Consider the following 23,613-nt stretch of genomic DNA (forward strand, 5'->3'; position numbering starts at 1 on the left):
ATTTGCTAATTAGCTAATTATGTAGTATCTTTGCCAAAAAATATAGATTCTAAGAGAAAACAATGAATTTTCTACATACTGCCGATTGGCATTTAGGACAAACATTTTACCAATACGATCGCTATGAAGAGCATCAACACTTCTTGGACACTCTCTTGCAAATTCTGGAAACTGAAAACACTGAGGTGCTTCTTATCAGTGGTGATGTATTCGATATTGCTAATCCCTCGGTAGCTGCTACTAAACAATTCTATCACTTTTTACACCAAGCTACTGAACGTTTCCCCTACTTACAAATCATCACTATTGCAGGTAACCACGATTCTCCCGTGCGGCTTGAAATGCCCTTACCTCTCTTAGAAAATACTCAAGTACAATTAATAGGTCATATTAGGCGAAACGAAATTCGCGAAATTGACTACGATGCCCTTATCCTTCCTCTTTACAGCAAAGGCGAGATTGCTGCCTATTGTCTCGCTGTACCTTTTCTGCGTTTAGGCGACACACCTAAAACTGATGATTTTTCGGATTACAGCAAGGGAATTGCCTCTTTCTACCAAGAAATTACCGAAAGAGCTTTGGCTATTGCTAACGGTAAACCACTGATTGCTATGGGGCATTTGCACGCCTTAGGGGCTGAACTCAGTGAAGATGACACTGCCGAGCGTCCTATCATTGGGGGAATGGAGAGCGTACAGCCTTCAAGTTTCCCAAAAGCACTGAAATACGTCGCTTTAGGGCATATCCACAAAGCTCAATTCTTAGGCAATGCCCATATACGTTATGCAGGGAGTCCTATACCCCTTTCATTTTCCGAAAAACACTATATTCATCAAGTAGTAAGTTTCTCCATAGAAAACGGACAAGTACAGGGCATCAAATCTATTCCTTTACCTATCCACACCCCTTTGCTCAGTGTGCCTGAGCGGGCACTTCCTCCTGAGGAGGTGTTACATCTTCTCGCTGCTTTACCCGAAGTAACAAGTAAGAGTATAGCGCCTTATTTAGAAGTGAAAGTACTGCTCAAAGAGCCCGCTCCCGAACTGAAGAACAGCATTCTAAAAACTATTGCTAACAAGCACGTGCGTTTAGCGCGTATTGATGTGCGCTACCAACAACAAAACAAAGCTAAACAAACAGTTCTACAAAGTGAACTTACCCTCAACGACTTACAGCCTTATGAGGTATTACAGCACGTATACGAAAACAAATACCACGAACCTCTACCCGATTTTTACAAACCCTTATTTGAGGAGGCGATGGGATTAGTGGAAAGTGAAAAATGAAAAGTGAAAAATCATCAATTGTTAATCGTTAATTATCAATTATTAATTGTTTTTTGTATCTTTGCCCCCAAATAGAAAAGAATGACCTTGAAACACTTAATATATTTCTTCATTGGGGCACTATTTCCTTTACTCTCTTTTGCTCAAGAAGAGGAGGGAGTTCCTAATGGCAAAGAGGGGGGCGTAACCTTCAAATCACTGCGCCCTAAAAAGAAAAAAGACAGCATCACTTTCACCGCTCTCGACTACAAAATTATTACCTATACCCGCGATACAACTTCAGTGGATACTACCCTTTCTATGCAAAAGTATTACCTGAACAATGAGTGGGGCAAGGATATGTTTGGCAAAATGCCTTTCTCTAATATGGGACAGCCCTATAACACAATGGCTTACGATTTCCGTCGTCAGGACTATGTGCCTTCAATGGGGGCTGAAGCTAAAAAACAACTCTACCTCACCCCCGAGGAAATTACTTACTACCATTTGCCTACCCCCCTTACCGAGTTTACTTACAAAAGCGGTATGGAGCAAGGGCAGTTTCTAAACACCCTATTTTCCATAAACTTACAGCCAAATTTCAATTTCTTCATCGCTTACAAAGGCTTGCGTTCCTTAGGTAAATACCAACGTATATTAGTGAGCAACGGCAATTTTAGAGCTGGTTTTTCGTACGTATCACCTAATAAAAAATACACTGCCTTTGCGCACTTTGCCTCTCACGATATCACCAGTCAGGAGAATGGAGGCATTGTAACGCCCGAGCAATTTGAAGGCGGCGAACAGCAGTTTAAAAACCGTGCAACTATAGATGTGCAATTGCTCTATGCCGAGAATACTCGCGAGAGCAAACGCTATTTTTTGCAACACGACTATGCTTTTTTGCGCAATCGAGATTCCTTAGCTTCCTACAAGCAAATACGCTTCCGCCATTTGTTTAATTACGAAACTGAGTTCTATACTTATGACGAAACTCAAAGTAGTAATTATTTTGGAGAAGCATACGTACCCAAAAACTTACACGACAAAGCACGCTTGCAACGAATGACCAACCGCGCAGGGGCTGAACTTGAATTGCCGTATTTGGGCAGAACTTTCCTCTTTGGGAATGCTTATTTCTATAACTATTACTTCCAAAATGCTTATTTTGTATCTGGTGTTTTACAACGTCACCAAATCAAGGATACCGACCTTAGTTTAGGTATTCAATGGCACAAAAAAGTAGGCGGTTTTAGCATAGAAGCTGAAGGAGAACAAACGTTTATAGGCAAAATGACAGGCACCAAACTCAGCGGTAAACTCGCTTATGCTTTTAACGACAAGAATAGCATTACCGCAGGAGCTGAATTGCATTCGGCTATGCCTAATTTCAACTATTTACTCTACCAAAGCGACTATAAACAGTTTAATTGGGATAACTATTCATCGTTTAAAAAACAGAATACCCAAACGCTCTATGGCAATTTGAAAACTCAATGGGGGAATGCTTCACTAAGTCTCACCAATCTCAACGATTACACTTATTTTCAAGTAGAAACCTTAGGGCAAGTACGCCCCGAGCAGTATAGTGGCAACATACAATATTTGCAGCTAAGAGTACAAAAAGAGTTCAAATTTGGCAAATGGGGATTGGATAATACAATGCTCTACCAGCAAGTGGTGCAAGATAGTAACATATTGAATGTGCCTACTTTTGTAACTCGCAACAGTTTTTACTTTGCTTCACATTTGTTCAACAAGGCGATGTACTTACAAACGGGTATTGGATTCAATTATTTTACGAAATACTACGCTAACCAATACAATCCGTTATTAGGAGAATTTGCGGTACAAACAGCTGAAAAAACAGGTGGGTTCCCAATGTTCGACTTTTTCTTCAATGCTAAAGTACGCACAATGCGCATCTTCTTCTCTTTAGAACAATGGCAGGTGCCCGTGAGCAATTGGCTAAAAATGGGAAATCCTTATAACTACTATTCAGCACCACGCCAGCCGTATAGAGATTTTATTATCAGGTTAGGCATCAAGTGGGATATCTTCAGTTAATAGGCAACAAATTTTATGACAAAAAAGACAATTTTCGACACTCAAGTATTAGGACACCCAGCGGGGCTGTTCGTGCTCTTCTTTACAGAAATGTGGGAACGCTTTTCATTCTACGGAATGCGGGTACTACTCATCAATTTTCTTACGATGACGCTCATAGGTTACAACCCTGGTTGGGCGTGGAGTACCGAAAATGCCACCGCTCTCTTTGGTACTTACGCTATGCTCGTCTATCTCACCCCCATACTCGGAGGGGTGATTGCCGATAAAATTACCGGTTACCGCTGGGCGGTGATCATAGGGGCTGTGATTATTACCTTAGGGCACGTATCGATGGCTTTTGAAACTGAATTCTCTCTCTATTTTGGGCTTGGACTTTTGGTGATAGGTACCGGATTTTTCAAACCTAATATGGTGTCGTTCGTATCCGAAATGTACAAGTATTTACCCGAAAAGAAAGATGCTGCTTATACCATTTTCTATATGGGAGTGAACTCTGGTTCTTTCTTTGGAATGATGCTCTGCGGTTATTTAGCTGAGCGCATAGGCTGGAGCTGGGGCTTTGGCTTGGCAGGGGTGTTTATGCTCTTGGGAACCATACAGTTTTGGCTTTCTCAACCTTTGTTTGGAGATATTGGGAAAAGAAAACAGAAAACAGAAGAAGCTAATCAAGAAGCGACAGATAGCAGAGAAAAAACAGATGAAGAAAAACCCAACCCTTTCACCATTGTTGATAAATTATTGATTGCTATTTCAGCAGTTATAGGCATAGGTTATGCACTTAATGACCCGCTTTCAAAAGTATGGAGTATCGACCTCTTTGCGTGGGCTTCTATGGGGCAGCTTAAAGGGCAATATGTAATGGTGATTATAGGTTTAGCAACTTTCCTATATGTAATAGGCAGTAGGGTTATGCGCTATAGTACTATAGTGCGTGACCGTATGCTCACTGTTGTGATTTTTGCTTTCTTTGTAATGATTTTTTGGTCGTCTTTTGAACAAGGCGCCTCATCATTAGTGATTTTTGCTCGCGACCATATACAGCGTGAATTACAAGGTGATTCGGCTATGCTCTACAACATTTTCAATGCGTTGCTCACTTTGATTCCGCTATTGCTCATCAGTGGTGTATTGTTCCTCTTAATCAAAAAAACTTACAAAAAAATATTCCCCGCAGTAATAGTACTATTAGTGTGCTTTAGCTTGGTATGGGGCATTGCTTTGTGGATGCTTAACCGCGATTTCAAAACAACTGCTTATAGTGTCGCTTACAAGGCTTATGAGCGTGTAGATAAAGAAGGCAAGAAAACTTACCTCCCTATCACTGAAGAAAATCGTGAAGCTCACCCCAATTTGAAAATTGTAGAACAAACCACTATCATAGGTCTTACTGATATACACTTGAAAGTAGGACAAGAAATCAAACTATTGAGCAAAAATAATAAAAACACTTCGTTTGGCTATGTAGATGCCGAAAAAGAACAATGGGCTAAACAACGCGGGGCTGAACTCAATATGGACAATGGGTTGATAGTAGCCCAAGTAAAAGAAGAGCGCGACAATTGGGTAGAAGCAACTGTATCGTGGTTTTCTATATTGAATGCCTTCTTTATCATCTCTTTAGCAAGTTTGTTTTCTCGCTGGTGGTCAAGCAAATACAACCCACCTGCTGCTGTGAAATACGGTATCGGTTTATTGATGCTCTCTATAGGTTTTGGGTTGCTCACTTTAGGCTCACACGGAATTACTAACGATGTAAAAGTAAGTATGTTATGGCTTATATTTGCCTATATGTTCCACACTATGGGTGAGCTGTGTTTATCGCCTGTGGGACTTTCATACGTATCGAAACTAGTACCGAGTAGAATGATTGCTTTTATGTTTGGGGTATGGTACCTTGCTGTAGCTATTGGTCATAAATCGGCAGCTGTGGCAGGAGGACAAATAAAAAATATCACCGAACAATATAGCCTATCTACTTTCTTTCTCATTTTCACCATTCTACCTGCTATTGCAGGGGTGATTATCATCTTTATCAATCCGTTTGTGAAAAAACTGATGCACGGAGTGAAATAGGTTTTAGATATTAGGTGTTAGGTTTTAGGATAAACTTTACCAAAGTTTTTTACCTTATAATACTCTATAAAATAGCATTTTACAGAATATAATAAAATAAAACGATATTAAAAATTTGTAGTTTTAAAAAAAATATTATACTTTTGTCTCTGTATTTGTAAAACGAAATACAATGGCTATATTTAACAACAAAGAAAGAGATAATAGAAACATTATGGCAGCAGACAACACATTAGGAAGCAGCAACCGCATCGTAGCGGAAACAAAATTTAAAGGAGAAATCCACTCTAAATCTGATTTTAGAATTGATGGAGAAGTAGAAGGTACTTTCGAAACTTCTGGCAAATTAGTAATAGGCAGAACTGGTGTAATTAAAGGCACTGTGATTTGCGAAAACGCCGATATAGAAGGTAAAGTAACAGGCACTCTAAAAGTGAGTAGTGTACTTAGCTTAAAATCAACCGCTGTGGTGGAAGGTGAAGTACACGTCGATAAACTCGCTATCGAACCAGGCGCTGTGTTCAACGTAACTTGTACTATGAAAGGGGCTAAATCTTTTGTAAATGACAACAAACCTCAACCCCTCGAAAAAGTCAATAAATAAACAGAGTAACTCCTCAAAAACAAAACTACAAATGGCTATGCGCATAGCCATTTGTAGTTTTTGGTATTTGGTTGGATGGGCAATAGGAACTGGCATTTTGTACGGTTGTTACAACTATTATGTAGGAACACAAGGTGTTAATTTGTTTTACTCATTGGATAAATTGCTTCTCTTCCATTGTGGGGTTTCAGCATTAACATTTGTGATTATTCTTGCTGTTCACCTAAAACGCCCCTTTTACACTGCCTTTGCCTTTGTGGCAGGTTTTTTACTACGCCTTATTGCTATTATCATTTTCTGTTTGCCTTTAGAGAAACGTATAATTCCTCAACCTCTATACGAACTGCTTTTCATCATATTACCTACTTTCTATTTTATAGCCTTAGAAACTATTATTGCCATTCGATTCGTGAAAATTAGAACATAATTTTTAGAGGAAGAGATTAGATGAGTATATTTTTTTTATTAAAATATTAGGCAATATCAAAAAAATAGTGTAATATTGCACCGTAATTTTAATCTAATAATTTCACATACTATGGATGCACAAAAAGTGGATATGTTTATCGTGACCAACGGTAAATTTTTTAGACCTGAAATCGTTCCTCAAATTCGTGAAAAGCTTCTTTCTTTGGACGAATCTAAATGGGTGATGCTACAAACGATACAGTTTAAAGACCCTACTACTTCTCTTATTATCTCTCTCTTAGGAGGTGGATTAGGTATCGACCGTTTCTACATCGGTGATGTAGGAATGGGTGTTGGTAAATTGATTACTTGTGGTGGATTTGGAATTTGGAGCATTGTAGATTGGTTCCTAATTATGGATGCTACAAGAGATAAAAATGCCGAATTATTAGCTTCAGCACTTAGTTACTAATTGACGACTAAAAAGTTCTATACATTTATCACACTCCTATGTCTTGCCAGTTGGGGTTGGCTACTTAGCCACTTTCTTTCTCATAGGCACGACATAGGGGTTGCTGTTTGTGTAATAAAGAATGTTACGGGTTACCCTTGTCCGTCGTGTGGTACAACGCGGTCGGTAGTCTCTTTTTTTGAAGGGCACTGGTTTGAGGCTTTACTCACCAATCCGCTTGGAGTATTAGCTGCTATAGCATTAGTGAGTATACCCTTGTGGTTACTTTGCGATTTGTTTCTAAAGAAGCCTACCTTATATCGCTCTTTCATCACATTCGAACGCGTTTTCAAACGTCCACAAGTGTATATCCCTTTCTTCATTTTTATCCTACTGAATTGGATTTGGAACATTTATAAAGGCTTATGATAGTAATTAAACCCTTAAACGAGCGTATTAGCGAAGGTGACAAAGAACGCGCTGCTAATAGCTATATAATGTCAATAGTAGCTATTATGGCAGGAATGCCTCTACCTATCATCAACTTGCTAGCTACTCTTTTCTTCTTAATAGCCCATCGCAAAGGCTCTTATTTTGTGCGTTGGCACTGCTACCAATCTTTGGTGTCACAGCTCTTCTTATTCTTTGTAAACACTACCTCTTTTTGGTGGACAATATCTATATTGTTAGGCAGCAATATAATTTCTAATGCCTATATTGCTTGGATTATCATAGCTTTCTCTTTCAATGTGATGGAGATTATAGGCACTTTCTATTCTGCTGTAGAAGTGCGCAAAGGCAAACACCTCTTTTGGTGGTTTTATGGAGATATTGTAGATTTAATCGTAAAAAAATAATGGAAAAAGTAATTATAAGAGGTTGTATTTTGCTAAGTGTATTCTTGGGCAGTTGGTTTTTGTTACAACAAGTGAATTGGATAGGATTTTTCAATATCAATCCACTATTGCGCAATGAATATGTAAATAAAATAGAAGTAGAACTAGGCGAACTAATGTATGACGATTTTACCAGTAGATACTCAGTGGTAAATGATGATCTTGCTGTAGCTACTATAGATACTATAGTAACCAAAATATGTGAAGCTAATAACATCAACCGCAAAGAACTGAAAGTCTATTTATTAGAAAGTGAAGAGGTGAACGCCTTTGCTTTGCCTAACCACCAACTGATGATTTACACTGGGCTTGCCAAAAAAACTTCTACCCCCGAAGCACTTGCTGGGGTAATAGGACACGAACTAGCTCACATCCAAAAAGATCACGTAATGCAATCTCTAGTGAGAGAAATAGGATTAGGCACCCTATTTACCATCATTTCAGGAGGTGATTTTTCAATGGTTTCCGAAATAGGCAGAATGGTCTCATCTACTGCTTTTAGTAGAAATTTAGAAAAAGAAGCCGACCTTGTAGGGCTTACTTACATACAAAATGCTCAAATAGACCCTAAACCTTTTGCTGAGTTTATAGGGGTAATTCACGATGATAAAGATAAAGACCTGCCTTCAGCTTTCAAATGGGTAAGCACTCACCCTTTCCCTGAAGACAGAAAAGAATATCTGTTACAGAATATCCAAAAAGAAAAAAGAGAGTATAAACCAGTACTTTCAGCTGATACTTGGAAAAATTTTCAAGAATTTTTAAAAGATTAATTATGCGCATTTTAGCTATAGACTACGGAACCAAACGCACTGGTATTGCTGTAACCGACCCCCTGCAAATCATCGCTTCGGGGCTTTGCACAGTAGAAACCCCTACCCTACTCGCTTTCCTAAAACAATACACTACCGAGGAAGCTGTAGAAGGCTTCGTGATTGGGCAACCTAAACGGCTCAACAACGAGGACTCTAGCGTAGAAACTCACATTCAGCAGTTTATAACACAATTGCAAAAAGAATTTCCCTCAATCCCTATCCATCGACAAGACGAGCGCTTTACCTCTAAACTCGCTTTCCAAACGATGATTGATAGTGGACTGAAAAAGAAACAACGCCAAAACAAAGCACTGATAGATGAAATTAGTGCTACTATTATCTTACAAGAATTTCTTTCAAGTAGGAAATAATAATAACAAAATATTTAACCAATGAAAAAGTTTATTATCACTATTGTATGTATGTTGTTTTGTGCACCTCTTCTTTCTGCGCAAACCCTTTTATCTCCTAACGGAAACCTCAAACTCTCATTTCAGCTCACTGAAAAAGGGAGTCCTACTTATGCCTTAACTTTCAAAGGCAAAACAGTCATCAGCGAGAGTGCTTTGGGGTTTGTAATCAACCAAAAGGAGGATTTCAATAGCAATTTCGAAATCACAGAGGTTCAATTTGCTGAAGCTAATACTGTATGGCAACCCGTTTTGGGAGAAAACAAAGAAATACGCGACCATCACAAAGAAATGTTCATCCGTCTCACTCAGAAAAACAACGGTCGACAATTGTACTTACGCTTTCGGCTATTTGATGACGGGTTAGGCTTTCGCTATGAGTTCCCTGTGCAAGACAATTTCCGTCACTTTAGAATTCAAGAAGAACTTACTACTTTCCAACTTTCAGATAACCACAAAGCCTTCTGGATTCCCGCTGATTATGACACCAACGAGTTCCCTATAACCACTTCTGCCATTTCAGAAATTCCAAAACTTATAGATAAAGTGCGCGAAGAGCCTTTGGCTGCCAAAGCTCCTACTCCCAATGTAGCCGTACAAACGCCTTTGATGCTCAAATCAAATGATGGATTATACATCAATCTGCACGAGGCGGCTTTGGTGAATTATCCTTCAATGATGCTCAATGTTAATGCTGCCAAAAATCAGTTATCAGCTCATTTAGTCCCCGATAAGAATGGGGTAAAAGGCTATGTTCAAACGGGTAGCGTAACACCGTGGCGCACAATAGTAGTAAGCGATGACGCTCGTGATATTTTGGCTTCTAACCTTATTCTGAACCTCAACGAACCCTGTAAAATCACCGACACCTCTTGGATTCACCCTACTAAATACATAGGCGTTTGGTGGGAGTATTTCATAGGAGGCGGCAGTACGTGGGCTTACTCCGATGACCGCGATATTACCATTGGCGTTACCGATTATACAAAACTAAAACCTAACGGACACCACGGTGCTAATACCGAGCACGTGAAGAAATACATCAATTTTGCCGCTCAACACGGTTTTGATGCCGTTCTTGTGGAAGGCTGGAACGAAGGCTGGGAAGATAACTATGCTTACGACAAAGAGCGCATATACAGCTTTACCAAAGCCTACCCCGATTTTGATGTACAAGCATTACATCAATACGCTGCTAGCAAAGGTGTAAAACTGATTATGCACCACGAAACGACCTCCTCTGTAGTGGATTACGAATGCCACTTGCACGAGGCTTTCCGCTTTATGAACGACAATGGTTATGATGCAGTAAAAACAGGTTATGTAGGACCTATCATTCCGCGCAGCGAATACCACGACGGACAGTGGATGGTAAACCACTATAACTATGTAGCCGAAACCGCTGCTAAGTACCACATAATGGTCAATTCACACGAGGCAGTGCGACCTACCGGTATGAGCCGTACTTACCCTAACTGGGTAGCCCAAGAGAGTGCACGCGGTACCGAATTTGAATCGTTCAACGGCAATCACCCCGAACATACTACTATCCTCCCCTTCACTCGCTTGATGGGTGGTGCTATGGATTATACCCCTGGTATTTTTGAAGGCGATTTGAGCCAATATGGCAACAACAAAGCCAAACTCAGCACTACCCTCGTGAAGCAGTTGGCGCTCTACGTAACAATGTATAGTCCGTTGCAAATGGCAGCCGACTTGCCTGAGAACTACGAAAAACATCTCGATGCTTTCCAATTTATCAAAGATATAGCAGCCGACTGGGATAATACTTATATTTTAGAAGCCGAACCCGGCGATTACATCACTATTGCCCGCAAAGCCAAAGGTAAAAACGAGTGGTTTGTAGGTGCTATCACCGATGAAAACGCCCGTGAAGCTCTCGTCAATTTCAGTTTTCTACCCAAAGGAAAAACCTATACCGCTACCCTCTACACCGATGGCAAAAATGCCGATTGGCGTACCAACCCCCAAAGTTACTCCATCAAAACAATGAAAGTAACTCACAAAACCAAACTCAAACAACGCCTTGCCCCCAGTGGAGGTTTGGCAATATCAGTGAAAAGTGAATAACAAAAATAATATGACAACTCCTCCTAAAGCCAAACAAATACCTCATATATTCCACGAATTTGGAAAAGAACGCGCCGATAATTACTATTGGCTGCGCGAGCGCGAAAACCCTGAAGTCATTGCCTATTTAGAAGCCGAAAATGCCTACTATCAGGCGCAAACAGCGCACACCAAACCTTTGCAAGAAACGCTCTTTGCCGAAATGAAAAGCCGCATCAAAGAGAACGATAGTTCTGTGCCTTATTGCTACAACGGTTATTGGTATCAAACTCGTTATGAAGAAGGTAAGGATTACCCTATTTATGTACGCTACAAGGAAACGCTCGAAGCTCCCGAAGAAATTCTTTTCGATTGTAATGCAATGGCTAAAGGTAAAACCTACTTTCACCTCGATAGCTTTGCCATAAGCGACGACAATCAGTGGGCTATTTTTGGGGTAGATACAGTATCTCGTAGGCAATATACGCTGCAAATCAAGAACCTCAGCACAGGTGAAATACTGCCCTATAAAATTAAAAATACTAACGGACAAGCAATTTGGGCAGCCGATAGTCGTACCATTTTCTACGTGAAGAACAACCAGCAAACCCTGCGCTCTTTCAAAGTATACCGTCATATTTTGGGTACTGACCCCAAAAGCGATGTATTGATTTTCCACGAAAAAGACGATACTTTTGATGTGTTTGTCTACCGCGAGAAGTCTCGCAAATACCTTGTGATAGGCAGCGAAAGTACCCTTACATCCGAATATCAAATCTTAAATGCCAATACCCCTCTCGAGGCTTTCAAAGTGTTCCAACCCCGTACACGTGGCTTGGAGTACGATATCGCTCATTATGAGGAATATTTTTATATCCTCACCAACAAAGATGGTGCAACCAACTTCAAACTGATGCGTACCCCCGAAAGTGCTACAACTTCTGAGCATTGGGAAGAGGTAATAGCCCATTGTCCCGAAGTACGCCTAAACGATATAGAAATTTTTAAAGATTTCTTGGTAGTCGAAGAAGTGTACAACGGCTTAGAACGTATACAAATACGCTCGTGGGACGGCTCAAAAGCGCATTACCTTCCCTTCAACAGCGAAACCTATACTGCCTATACTACCCAAAATATAGATTTCAACACCGAATGGTTGCGCTACAACTACCAATCATTGGCAACACCTGCCTCTATTGTAGAATACAATATGCGCACTGGCGAAGAGCGCCTGCTAAAAGAACAAGAAGTGTTAGGAGGAAACTTCAATAAACAGGATTATATTGAAGAACGCCTTTGGGCAACTGCCCCCGATGGGATAAAAGTCCCCATTTCGCTCATCTATCGCAAAGATATAGTGAAAAACGGGCAAAATCCTTTGTTGTTGTATGGTTATGGCTCGTACGGAGTAACCATCAACCCTTATTTTTCCACCACCCGTTTGAGCTTGTTAGACAGAGGTTTTATCTATGCTATTGCACATATCCGCGGGGGAGAATATTTAGGTCGCCAATGGTATGACGATGGCAAACTCCTCAAAAAGAAAAACACATTTACTGATTTTATCGCTTGTTCTCAGTACCTCATCGCCGAAGGTTACACCTCTCCCGAACATCTATTTGCTGAAGGGGGCTCGGCTGGAGGTTTGTTAATGGGTGCCGTGGTCAATATGGCGCCGCAATTGTATAAGGGCATTATTGCATCTGTGCCTTTTGTGGATGTAGTAACCACAATGCTGGACGACAGTATTCCGCTCACTACGGGCGAATACGACGAGTGGGGAAATCCTAATAACGAGGAATATTACAACTATATGCTCTCCTACTCACCTTACGACCAAGTGCGTGCTCAAGCCTATCCTGCAATGTACGTGAGTACTGGTTTGCACGACTCACAAGTGCAGTACTGGGAGCCTGCCAAGTGGATAGCCAAACTCCGCGAACTCAAAACTGACGACCATCCGCTGTATTTAGATACCAATATGGAAGCTGGTCACGGCGGTGCTTCAGGACGTTTTGAAGCCCTAAAAGAAACCGCAAAAGAATACGCTTTTCTGTTAACTTTGCATAATCAATAAAAGCCTTTGTCTCATACTTTGTAGGGGCGTTTTGCAAACGCCCTTATAGTAACGATTATCTTAATAATCAGTCATTTTTAGCTACATTGTAGAAACAATTAGCCAAGCACTCTATTTAAAAATTTGATATATGGCTTTTTAGCCTCTCAACAAATATAAGAAACTCCTGTTTTATAATTCACTTAAAACATTATAAATCTTGTTTTTACAACTCAAAATTCAAATAATAGAACAACCCCTATTATTTGAATTTTCTATTTTTTTCCTCAATTATTTGCTCACCTTATTTTTTTTTCGTAAAATTGCACCCGCTAAAAAAGTGTCCTTTCAGATACTTAACTAATTGATTTTTAAGATAAACATACAATAGAAAGAAATAAAATATGGGTTTTTTCGATTTCTTAACAGAAGAAATAGCAATAGATTTGGGTACTGCCAACACTCTTATCATTCATAATGATAAGGTAGTTGTCGATAGCCCTTCTATTGTAGCATTGGATAGAACTAATAAAAAAATCATAGCCGTAGGTCAAGAAGCTCGCTTGATGCAAGGTAAAACTCACCCTAACATCACTACCGTACGTCCTCTAAAAGACGGGGTAATTGCCGACTTCGACGCTTCCGAGCAAATGATTGGTATGCTCATCAAAAGCATCCCTGCTTTGCGCAAACGCTTCTTTTCTCCATCATTGCGTATGGTGGTGTGTATCCCTTCAGGGATTACCGAAGTAGAAACTCGTGCCGTTCGCGAATCGTGTGAACGTGTAAATGGTAAGGATATCTACCTCGTGCACGAACCTATGGCAGCCGCTATCGGTATTGGGCTAGATATTATGCAGCCTAAAGGTAATATGATTATTGATATAGGTGGGGGTACTACCGAAATCGCTGTGATTGCCCTTGGGGGTATTGTGTGCGACAAATCAGTGAAAATTGCGGGGGATATCTTCAACTCCGATATCGTTCACTATATGCGTACCCAGCACAACCTCTATGTAGGTGAAAGTACTGCCGAGAACATCAAAATCACCGTAGGTGCTGCCACCGAAGACCTTGATGCTCCACCCGATGACATTATGGTACAAGGGCGTGACTTGCTCACCGGTAAACCTAAACAAGTGCAAGTATCTTACCGCGAAATGGTGAAAGCCCTCGATAAATCTATTTTGCGCATTGAGGATGCTATTATGGAAACGCTTTCACAAACACCTCCTGAACTCGCTGCCGATATCTACAACACAGGTATTTATATGGCTGGCGGAGGTTCTATGCTCCGCGGTTTAGACAAGCGTATTTCTATGAAAACCGACCTCCCAGTATACGTAGCCGAAGATCCTTTGCGCGCCGTAGTACGTGGTACCGGTATCACCCTAAAAAATATCAATAAATTTAGAAGCATCTTACTTAAATAGGAGATAAGAGGTAAGAGGTAAGAAACGGAACCTCACTTCTTATCTCTTACCTCTTACTTCTTAGCTAAATAACTATGAACCAAATCATCCAATTTTTCATCAGAACGAGGAACTTTTGCGTGTTCCTCCTGCTGTTTCTATGCGCTATTGGTTTGGTTTTTAGAAGTAATTATTACCCTCAGAGTGCCTATATCAATTCGGCTAATGCCCTATCGGGGAAACTCTATGCGTTTTCTAACTATTGGGCTCAGTACTTCAGTTTGAGAAGCCAAAATGAAGCCTTAACTGAAGAAAACCGCAGTTTGCGCGACCAAGTACTCCAAATGCAAGAACAATTGCGACAAACAAAAGGTGTTGATAGCCTCAGCTTCGCCACCACCGATTCTCTGAAGTACAAAGTCCTAAAAGCTAATGTAATCAACAATAGTTTTCGCCTTCAAAAAAACTATCTCACTATCGATAAAGGCAGTAAAGATGGCGTAAAACAAGATATGGGTGTACTCTCACCGCGAGGTGTCGTAGGAATTATAGAAAACACTTCAGGGCGTTTTGCTACAGTACAGAGTGTACTCAACACCCGTTCAGCCCTCAATGCAATGGTAAAACGCACTCAGCATTTCGGTTCACTGCACTGGAATGCCAAAGAAGTAAACAAAGTACAATTGCTCGAAGTACCTAATATCGCTCCTATTCAAAACGGCGATACCATTGTAACAGGCGGTATGTCCAATATTTTCCCTAAAGGAATCCCTATTGGTAAAATTGTACATTTCGAGAAAAGCAAGTTCGATAATACCTTCATCATCGATGTATGGCTCTTTACCGATATGTCTAACATCGATTATGTTTACCTCATTGAAAACAAAGATAAAGACGCTATTTCAGCCTTAGAAAAACAAAACCCAAAATGACGCACCCACTTGTAAAAAATACATTTCTATTCATAGCATTAGTACTTTTGCAAGTGCTTATTTTCAATCATATAGAGTACTGGGGCTATGTAAACCCGATGATTTACATCGTATTCCTTTTGGTAGCTCCTTATCGTGAAAACCAAGTACCCAATCTATTAGCTGCCTTTGCTATAGGTCTCTGTATAGATATTTTTTCTAACACTGGAGGCTTGCACGCTGCTAGTAGTGTACTAATAGCCTATTGCCGACAAAGTATCTTGCTAATAGTTTTTGGCAGGAATTTTGAATATCAAGAAATGGATTTAGCAAGTTATCCATTCACCAAAATCTTTAGTTATACAACCCTAATGGTGGTAGTGCATCACACCCTATTCTATTTCTTAGAAATATTCAATTTCAATCATTTGTTACTTACTTTTACTAAAATTATAGGGGCATCTATCTTCACTATCATCGTTTGTTTGCTCACTATTTATCTGTTTAGTAAAAATAAGAAATGAGAAAACTCTTACTTCCGATTATTATCATATTCACTGCGGTCGTAATCTTATTGCGATTGTTCTTCCTGCAAATCGTCTTCCACGACGATAGCAACAACATCGATAATATCGCTATAGAAACCGTTTACGACTATCCCGAACGCGGCTATATCTACGACCGCAACGGCGAACTTTTGGTTTCTAACCAACCTGCTTACGACGTGATGGTGATCCCTAGTGAGGTTAAAAATTTAGATACCCTCGAACTCTGCGGATTGTTAGAACTTCAAAAAAACGATTTTAGAGAACGTCTCCAAAAAGCTCGCGACTATTCGCGCAAAAAACCATCAGTAATTGTACACCAACTCTCTAAAGATGATTATGCGGTACTCCAAGAAAAATTGCGCAAATTCCAAGGTTTTTATATACAGAAACGTATGCTCCGCAGTTACCTCACTCACAATGCAGGGAACGTATTGGGCTACATCAGTGAAGTAAACGAATGGGAACTCAAGAAAAACCCTTACTACCTTGCTGGAGAGCTCATTGGGCGTAGCGGAGTTGAAAAACAATACGAAGAGTTTTTGCGCGGCAAGAAAGGAGTACAATACTACCAAAAGGACAAGCACAACGCTGCTATCGAACGTTATAAAAATGGGGCAATGGATACCCTGCCTATTATGGGGCAACCCTTGCAACTCACTATTGATATAGGCTTGCAGGCTTATGGCGAACAACTAATGCAACACAAACACGGCGGTATTGTTGCCATCGAGCCTAAAACTGGCGAAATTCTCGCTCTCATCTCCGCCCCTACTTTCGATCCTGCTTTGTTAGTAGGACGTGAACGCTCCAAAAACTACACCGCTCTCTACAACGATTCTATTGCCAAACCTCTCTATGACCGTACGCTACTTGCCGAATATCCCCCAGGGTCTCCTTTCAAAGTAATAAATGCACTCATCGGTTTGCAGGAAGGGGTCATCACTCCTCAAAGTGTGTTCAGCTGTGGCGGTGGCTATCGCTATGGCGGACATATTATGCGCTGCCACTGCGGACGTGGATCTAACGACCTTTTGCACGGTATTGCTCTCTCTTGTAATGCTTATTTTGCCAATACTTACAAGCGCGCTATCGATATGAAAACCACCTCAGCAATAGGTATGGACAAGTGGAATGCTCACGTGCGCAGTTTCGGACTCGGTGGTTTCCTCGGCTGCGACCTTCCTACAGGGCGTGCGGGCAAAGTGCCTAATACCGCTCTGTACGACAAGCAATATGGTGCTAAGAGATGGAGTGGTACTACTAATATTTCTAATGCTATCGGGCAGGGTGAAATTCTTACCACCCCTATACAATTGGCGAATGTAATGGCTGCTATTGCCAATAAAGGCTATTTCTACACCCCTCACATTGTAAAGCAAATCGACAACAAACAAACTCCTTTTAAAGAATATACCGTACCAAAGCATACTACCATAGACCCTAAACACTTTGAGCCCGTAATCAAAGGAATGAATATGGCTTATTTAGCTGGTACTGCGCGCCGTACTCAAATTGATGGCATCAATATTGCGGCAAAAACAGGAACAGCCGAAAACTTTATCAGGGTCAATGGCAAGCGTATGCAACTTACTGACCACTCTATATTCGTTGCTTTTGCCCCTGTAGAAGACCCTAAAATAGCTATCGCCGTATTTGTAGAAAATGGTTATTACGGAGCTCGTGTTGCTGGACCTATTGCTTCCCTAATGATTGAAAAATACCTCAAAGGTGAAGTATTTCGTTGTGACCTCGAACGTCAAATGCTTGAAAAGAGCCTTGAACACGAATATATGAAACCGTATTTAGGAGAGAAATTTTATATCAACCAGTAAGGTGTATATTGCTCCTTTAATGTATACTTACCTTGACAGTTACATTTCCTAAGCTAAAGATTGATACTACCAAAATATTTCATAATCATTAATTTATTGTATTTTTTATGAGAAAAATAGCGCTTTTATTTATAGTAGTTTTTATCTTTTGGGATAGAGGAAATGCACAATCTTCCAAAGGGAAAGATGAAATTCTTTCTTATATTCCTAATGAGGACAAGGGAGAGGTAAAATTTGGTTGGAAAGTGCCTGCTAAAGAGGCTATAATCACATTTTTAAAAAGACTTCCTGAAATATCTACACAAGAATGGCATACGTGTTATGGTTCTTTTCAGTCTAATGTAAAAGGGTCTTTGCGCTATAAGAATCATATTTATGAATACGAAGTAAATGCTGGTGGTTGGATATATTTATCATCAAAAGAAAAGACAAAAATTTTAGGTAGTAAAGATAAAAGAGATACTATAAGTAATTTTATCTCAGTATATTATTGCGATGAAATGAAATAGTATAAAAAATAAAATATGAAACCAATATTCAACGACTATCAAAAGAAGTTATCAGATATTATTTTAGAGAATAACGCCATCTCACCTTTGAGTGAACTCTATTCCAACGAAATAAGAGAGTTAGCTGTGGTGTGGACTAATAAAGATTTAATGCCTCATTAGTTGTTATATTAAAAATGAAAAAATATTACTATCACATATATTTGTTCTTCTTTTGTGTATTTTTCTTTTTATCTCTTATAGGAAATGCACAAAAAAGTTCGAGCTATGAGTTTTATAATAAAACAAAGAGCCTCGGAATTGGTTTAGTGAAAGTAGAAAGTGATATCATAACTATTAACAGTCAGACTTTTAACAAGAGTTTAAACGAATATATATACACTCCTAAGTATATAGTACCAATATTCTTCAAACCTGAATATAATATTTTTTATATCGTTTGTCTCGGTGACCAAAGAGAATACTATAAAGTTTTATCGGCAAATGGTGAAGAATATTTGGTATCCAAAGCACAAACAAAATTCATATCTTGGGAAGATTTCTTAAAAAATACTACAGGAATTTCCAATTTAGATTGGAGCAAAAATCCCTTGCGAAAAGAACCTTTTGAAAAGTCGAAAATCATTAAACTAAAAGATACCGATGCGACATTCAATATAATAAGAGTGAAAAAAGATTGGATTGAAATACAAAGTGATAACAATACAAATGAGAAAGGCTGGATTCAATGGAAAAAAGAAAATAGATTATTAATAGAAATCTATCTACTGATTTGATTCTGCTTGCCTCGATAAATCAACAAATATGAAAAAAATAATCCTTGCCTCAGGCTCACCACGCCGCCAGCAGTTCCTAAAAGAGTTAGACCTCCCCTATGAGGTCATTCTCAAACCCGTAGATGAGACTTACCCCGCACACTTGCAGCGCGAGCAAATCACTGATTATTTGGCACAACTAAAAGCCACACCTTTTGCAGGAGAAATACCTGCTAACTGTGTGCTCCTCACTTCCGATACCATCGTGTGGCACGAAGGGAAAGCCCTGGGCAAACCCAAAGACACTGCCGATGCCTTTGCAATGTTGCATTCACTCTCTGGCAAGACCCACGAGGTGATTACTTCCGTATGCTTTACCACTGATGAAAAGCAAATTACTGAACACTGCATCACCAAAGTAACCTTTAAGGAACTTTCTAACGACGAAATTACCTATTACATCAATAAATACCAACCATTCGACAAAGCAGGAGCTTACGGCATCCAAGAATGGATTGGGCATATAGGCGTTATCGCTATCGAAGGTTCTTATAACAACGTAATGGGACTGCCTACACACTTAATCAGCAAATTCATAAATTAGTAAATTCTCAAAATATGAAAAAACTCCTCTTCTTGCTCCTACTCCCTTGCTTATCTTCCTTTACAGAGAAGAATAAACAATATCAAACCGAGGATTTCCGTATGGATATAGTACTCAGTACAGGAGAATACTATAACTTAACGTCTGTTCGATATAACAGAACATTGATTTACAGCTTTGTAACATAATATATTCACAAAATAATTCACCGTCAGGTGAAAATTCGTGAGATAATATAAAGTAAAGAGTTTTATACTGTCTCAATTTCGTGAATTTTCGTGAAATTCGTGGGAGATTTAAAACATTTTACTGATTATTAAACAATTACTCATGTCAAACTCACGTTTACTTAATGGTAATAGATAAATGAGTTTTCTTATAAAAAACTATTTTCCCCTTTTATACTGGAGGACAAAAGATATAATTTACATCAAAGGAGCAAAACCTATCAATAAATGACGACTCATAAAGTGAAACATATCATTGTTTTTATGTGCTTTTGTTCTTTTTTCTTGTACTCTCAAGAAAAACATTGCATTACTTTTACAGATAACACTTGTGCTTGTAAGTCTTGTTATACTGATTATTATGCTTATACAGATATAGATGTTTACAAAATAGATACTATTCATTATACTCAAAAAGAATTTAAAGCGAGTTTTTACCCTTATGGAGATGGACAAAAGGGAGATAATTTTTTCCTTTTAGATACCGTAGCACACTTTTTGCCTAAAAAAATAAAGAAGAAAGTACATAACTATTATCGCAAAAAAGGACTTGACACCACTGCTTATCTATTTATACAAGAAAAGGATTCTTTTCCAGCAGTTGTTTTGGAGAAAAACGCTTCTTTTATAGAGCGAATGTGCAAAAAAACAAAGTTAGAGATGAAGAAAAATGTAATTGCAACAGCTTTAGTTTTTTCCATTTTTATAAAAGGTGAAATCTACCACCAAATAGTAGTCGAAAAATTGAAAGAGCAATAAAAGCAGTTAATTTCTCTGATTATCAGTCGCTTTTTGGTATATTGTAGGGGCGAATGGCAATTCGCCCTCTATAGAAATTCTAAAACAAAAACAAATATTATACATTATGAAAAAACTTATACTTTTACTCCTATTCCCATTAGCCCTGCAAGCACAAGCATTAGTGGAGAAAACCCCACCCGACTATATCAAAACGATTATTTTCAAAGCCGACGCCAACGACAAGAACCAATTCCCTATCGTGCGCCGTAATGAGTCGTTTAGCTTGCAGTTCGACGACCTCGGGGGTAATGAGGAGACTTACTACTATAAAATCACCCATTGCAATGCCGATTGGTCTGCCTCTTCTCTGCTGAAAAGCGAATATCTCAAAGGTATTGATAACCAACCGCTACAACCCGAGAGCAACTCCTATGGCACCCTGCAAGGCTATTCGCATTACCGCCTTACTTTCCCTAACGAACTCACCAAAATCACTCTTAGTGGCAACTATATGCTCTCTATCACCGATAGTTATGGCACAGAACTCTTTTCACGCCGTTTTGTGCTTTATACCCCCCAAGTAAACGTACTCACCGAAGTAAAACGTGCTCGCGATTTGCAATACTTCGATACCCAACAAGTGGTACAGTTCACCATTCGGCAGAAGGATTTCAGACTTGATAATCCCAATGTAGCAGTGAAAGTAGCTATCCTGCAAAACTACCGTTGGGATACGGCTATCACGGGCGTAAAACCTCAGTATGTGATGGGCAACGACCTCGTGTATCGCTACGACCGTGAAACGGCTTTCTGGGGTGGCAATGAGTATTTCTATTTCGATAGCAAGGATATACGAGTGCCAGCATCAGGTATTTCGCGTATCGACCGTAGCAAATGGGTGAACAGCTACCTCTTCCCTAATGTAAGCCGTGCGAGCAATGTCTATACCTATTATCCCGATATCAATGGCGATTTCTTGGTCAGTACGCTCAACGGAATGAACCCTGCCAACGAAGCCGATTACACCCAAGTGCATTTCGCCTTAGAAGGCAAATCTACTTTTTGGAATAAAGAAGTGTATGTATACGGCAAGTTCAGTAACTACGAACTCCGCGATGAGTACAAACTCACTTATGACGAAAAAGACGGACTTTTCAAAGGAAAAGTACTTCTTAAACAAGGGTTTTACAACTATAAGTTTGCCACCAAATCAGGTAATACTGTTGATTTTAATGAGATAAGTGGTAATTTTCAGCAGACAGAAAACACTTACCTCGTGCTTGTATACTACCGCGCTCCTGGCGCTCTCTATGACGAAGTAGTAGGTATCGGCTCTGCCTCTGGCGCAAATATCACTCAATAGTGACGAGTGACAAATGACGAATTATTGTATATCGTTACACTTCGCCAAAGTTTTAATTGCTCGTCGTGCTACGACCTTTGGCAAAGTCTATAAATGAAAATCAACTCTTTTAGAGTATGTTGTGTAGGGGCGTTTTGCAAACACCCACATAAAACAAAACTTTTTAGCCCCCTTTTTTAGATGTTTTTCTCATCAAAAAGTAGCTTTTACGGATTGTTCCCTTCGGGGTTGTCGGCAATTGCCGAGTAAGTGAGTCGGGGGCAATTGTTAATTATTAATTTTTAATTGTTAATTGGAAAACTTAGCAGAACGTATGCGCCCCACTTCCCTTGCACAATATGTGGGACAAGAGCACTTAGTAGGAGCTCAAGGGGCTTTGCGCCAACAGATAGAACGCGGTCTTTTGCCATCGCTTATCTTTTGGGGTCCCCCAGGTACGGGGAAAACCACGTTGGCAAATATCATTGCGCACCAAAGCAACCGCGCTTTCTATACCCTGAGCGCCATTAGTTCAGGGATTAAGGATGTGCGTGAAGTAATCGACCAAAGCAAGCAAAGTGGCGGACTCTTTACTACCCAAAACCCTATCGTTTTCATCGATGAAATTCACCGATTTAACAAAACCCAACAAGATTCCCTCTTGCAGGCTGTCGAAAAAGGTTGGATTACTCTCATTGGAGCAACTACCGAAAACCCCAGTTTTGAGGTGATTCCCGCCTTGCTCTCTCGTTGCCAAGTGTATATCCTCAAGGCTTTTGAGCGCAAGGATTTAGAACAACTGCTCCACAATGCCATTACCCGAGATGTGATTCTCAAAACCAAAGATATCCAACTGCAAGAAACCGAAGCCTTACTAAAACTCTCAGGCGGTGATGGTCGCAAACTGCTCAACACTTTTGAGCTGGTTATAAATGCTACCCCCGACGGCGAACCTGTTGTTATTACCAACGATAGTGTATTGCACCTCGTGCAGAAAAACACTGTGCTATACGACAAAACGGGTGAGCAACACTACGATATCATTTCGGCTTTTATCAAATCGATACGGGGCAGCGACCCCAATGGGGCTGTTTATTGGTTGGCACGAATGATTGAAGGTGGTGAAGATGTGAAGTTTATCGCACGCCGTATGCTCATTCTCGCTTCGGAAGATATAGGCAATGCGAACCCTACAGCAATGATTTTGGCGAACAACACCTTTCAAGCCGTAACCACTATTGGCTACCCCGAGGCGCGTATTATTCTCAGTCAGTGTGCTATATATCTCGCTTCTTCACCTAAGAGCAATGCTTCTTATAAGGCAATCAACAAAGCCCAACAAGTGGTAAAGCAAACAGGCGACCTCAGCGTGCCTATCCACCTGCGCAATGCCCCTACCAAACTGATGAAAGAACTCGGCTATGGCAAAGACTATCAATACGCTCACGATTATGAGAGCAATTTTGCCTTTCAGGATTACCTCCCTGATGAATTGCAAGGAGAAACCTTCTACGAACCCTCCGATAACCCCCGTGAGAATGCCCTACGCGACTACCTTAAAAAACTATGGGGCGACCGCTATGGGTATTAAAGATTAGGAATAAAACATAAAAA

At 40.0% G+C, this 23,613-nt stretch carries 24 protein-coding genes; all 24 read left to right on the forward strand.

The genetic code is table 11. The features are described from left to right. The first annotated feature begins 62 nt into the window (after positions 1–62). The 24 genes from DR017_RS03600 to DR017_RS03710 all read left to right on the forward strand — a co-directional run bounded on the left by DR017_RS03600 (position 63) and on the right by DR017_RS03710 (position 23,590). Positions 63–1,286: an exonuclease SbcCD subunit D gene (locus DR017_RS03600; protein WP_002680172.1), complete on the forward strand. Its 1,224-nt coding sequence runs from the start codon at positions 63–65 to the stop codon at positions 1,284–1,286. 81 nt (positions 1,287–1,367) lie between these two features. Next, positions 1,368–3,332, forward strand: a complete 1,965-nt coding sequence (locus DR017_RS03605; protein ID WP_002680213.1) for a putative porin — start codon at positions 1,368–1,370, stop codon at positions 3,330–3,332. Between the two features lie 15 nt (positions 3,333–3,347). Continuing rightward, a complete protein-coding gene (locus DR017_RS03610) occupies positions 3,348–5,408 on the forward strand; it encodes a peptide MFS transporter (RefSeq protein WP_002680188.1) in 2,061 nt (686 codons plus the stop codon). Positions 5,409–5,580: 172 nt separating this feature from the next. Continuing rightward, positions 5,581–6,012, forward strand: coding sequence for a bactofilin family protein (locus DR017_RS03615; protein ID WP_002680142.1), 432 nt, complete (start codon positions 5,581–5,583; stop codon positions 6,010–6,012). A gap of 37 nt (positions 6,013–6,049) precedes the next feature. Next, on the forward strand, positions 6,050–6,439 hold the full coding sequence (locus DR017_RS03620) for a hypothetical protein (protein ID WP_100066543.1): 390 nt from the start codon (positions 6,050–6,052) through the stop codon (positions 6,437–6,439). A 111-nt stretch (positions 6,440–6,550) separates the two neighbouring features. Further along, positions 6,551–6,892 (forward strand): TM2 domain-containing protein, encoded by a 342-nt coding sequence (locus DR017_RS03625; RefSeq protein ID WP_040361396.1) that lies wholly within the window; start codon positions 6,551–6,553, stop codon positions 6,890–6,892. Beyond that, positions 6,893–7,300, forward strand: coding sequence for a DUF2752 domain-containing protein (locus DR017_RS03630; protein WP_081450874.1), 408 nt, complete (start codon positions 6,893–6,895; stop codon positions 7,298–7,300). It begins immediately after the preceding gene. After that, a complete protein-coding gene (locus DR017_RS03635; protein WP_002680123.1) occupies positions 7,297–7,728 on the forward strand; it encodes a hypothetical protein in 432 nt (143 codons plus the stop codon). The genes DR017_RS03630 and DR017_RS03635 overlap by 4 nt, the downstream gene beginning before the upstream one ends. Then, on the forward strand, positions 7,728–8,540 hold the full coding sequence (locus DR017_RS03640) for a M48 family metallopeptidase (protein WP_002680217.1): 813 nt from the start codon (positions 7,728–7,730) through the stop codon (positions 8,538–8,540). The genes DR017_RS03635 and DR017_RS03640 overlap by 1 nt, the downstream gene beginning before the upstream one ends. A gap of 2 nt (positions 8,541–8,542) precedes the next feature. Continuing rightward, positions 8,543–8,953, forward strand: a complete 411-nt coding sequence (ruvX, locus tag DR017_RS03645; RefSeq protein ID WP_002680151.1) for a Holliday junction resolvase RuvX — start codon at positions 8,543–8,545, stop codon at positions 8,951–8,953. A gap of 21 nt (positions 8,954–8,974) precedes the next feature. Then, positions 8,975–11,083, forward strand: a complete 2,109-nt coding sequence (locus DR017_RS03650; RefSeq protein WP_002680149.1) for a glycoside hydrolase family 97 protein — start codon at positions 8,975–8,977, stop codon at positions 11,081–11,083. 10 nt (positions 11,084–11,093) lie between these two features. Beyond that, positions 11,094–13,139, forward strand: coding sequence for a S9 family peptidase (locus tag DR017_RS03655; RefSeq protein ID WP_002680124.1), 2,046 nt, complete (start codon positions 11,094–11,096; stop codon positions 13,137–13,139). A gap of 383 nt (positions 13,140–13,522) precedes the next feature. Then, complete coding sequence (locus tag DR017_RS03660; protein ID WP_002680118.1) at positions 13,523–14,551, forward strand: rod shape-determining protein; 1,029 nt, start codon at positions 13,523–13,525, stop codon at positions 14,549–14,551. Positions 14,552–14,625: 74 nt separating this feature from the next. Next, on the forward strand, positions 14,626–15,462 hold the full coding sequence (mreC, locus tag DR017_RS03665) for a rod shape-determining protein MreC (RefSeq protein ID WP_002680090.1): 837 nt from the start codon (positions 14,626–14,628) through the stop codon (positions 15,460–15,462). After that, entirely contained in the window at positions 15,459–15,965 is a 507-nt protein-coding gene (gene mreD, locus DR017_RS03670) for a rod shape-determining protein MreD (RefSeq protein WP_002680148.1), read from the forward strand. The genes mreC and mreD overlap by 4 nt, the downstream gene beginning before the upstream one ends. After that, positions 15,962–17,821 carry a penicillin-binding protein 2 gene (gene mrdA / locus DR017_RS03675; protein WP_002680179.1) on the forward strand — a complete coding sequence of 620 codons (1,860 nt, stop codon included), beginning with the start codon at positions 15,962–15,964 and terminating at the stop codon, positions 17,819–17,821. The genes mreD and mrdA overlap by 4 nt, the downstream gene beginning before the upstream one ends. A 107-nt stretch (positions 17,822–17,928) precedes the next feature. Beyond that, a complete protein-coding gene (locus DR017_RS03680; RefSeq protein ID WP_002680170.1) occupies positions 17,929–18,330 on the forward strand; it encodes a hypothetical protein in 402 nt (133 codons plus the stop codon). Between the two features lie 15 nt (positions 18,331–18,345). Then, on the forward strand, positions 18,346–18,492 hold the full coding sequence (locus DR017_RS03685; RefSeq protein ID WP_002680100.1) for a hypothetical protein: 147 nt from the start codon (positions 18,346–18,348) through the stop codon (positions 18,490–18,492). 14 nt (positions 18,493–18,506) lie between these two features. After that, positions 18,507–19,106 (forward strand): SH3 domain-containing protein, encoded by a 600-nt coding sequence (locus DR017_RS03690; protein ID WP_002680072.1) that lies wholly within the window; start codon positions 18,507–18,509, stop codon positions 19,104–19,106. A gap of 28 nt (positions 19,107–19,134) precedes the next feature. Further along, complete coding sequence (locus DR017_RS03695; protein WP_002680196.1) at positions 19,135–19,689, forward strand: Maf-like protein; 555 nt, start codon at positions 19,135–19,137, stop codon at positions 19,687–19,689. A 14-nt stretch (positions 19,690–19,703) separates the two neighbouring features. Next, positions 19,704–19,877, forward strand: a complete 174-nt coding sequence (locus DR017_RS14090; protein ID WP_157753329.1) for a hypothetical protein — start codon at positions 19,704–19,706, stop codon at positions 19,875–19,877. Positions 19,878–20,144: 267 nt separating this feature from the next. Further along, positions 20,145–20,675, forward strand: coding sequence for a hypothetical protein (locus DR017_RS03700; RefSeq protein WP_002680178.1), 531 nt, complete (start codon positions 20,145–20,147; stop codon positions 20,673–20,675). A gap of 106 nt (positions 20,676–20,781) precedes the next feature. Next, on the forward strand, positions 20,782–22,020 hold the full coding sequence (locus DR017_RS03705) for a type IX secretion system plug protein (RefSeq protein ID WP_002680127.1): 1,239 nt from the start codon (positions 20,782–20,784) through the stop codon (positions 22,018–22,020). 313 nt (positions 22,021–22,333) lie between these two features. Continuing rightward, positions 22,334–23,590, forward strand: a complete 1,257-nt coding sequence (locus tag DR017_RS03710; protein WP_040361413.1) for a replication-associated recombination protein A — start codon at positions 22,334–22,336, stop codon at positions 23,588–23,590. Positions 23,591–23,613: the final 23 nt, after the last annotated feature.

The sequence above is a fragment of the Capnocytophaga sputigena genome (assembly GCF_900446695.1).
GTDB classification, from domain to species: Bacteria; Bacteroidota; Bacteroidia; order Flavobacteriales; family Flavobacteriaceae; genus Capnocytophaga; species Capnocytophaga sputigena.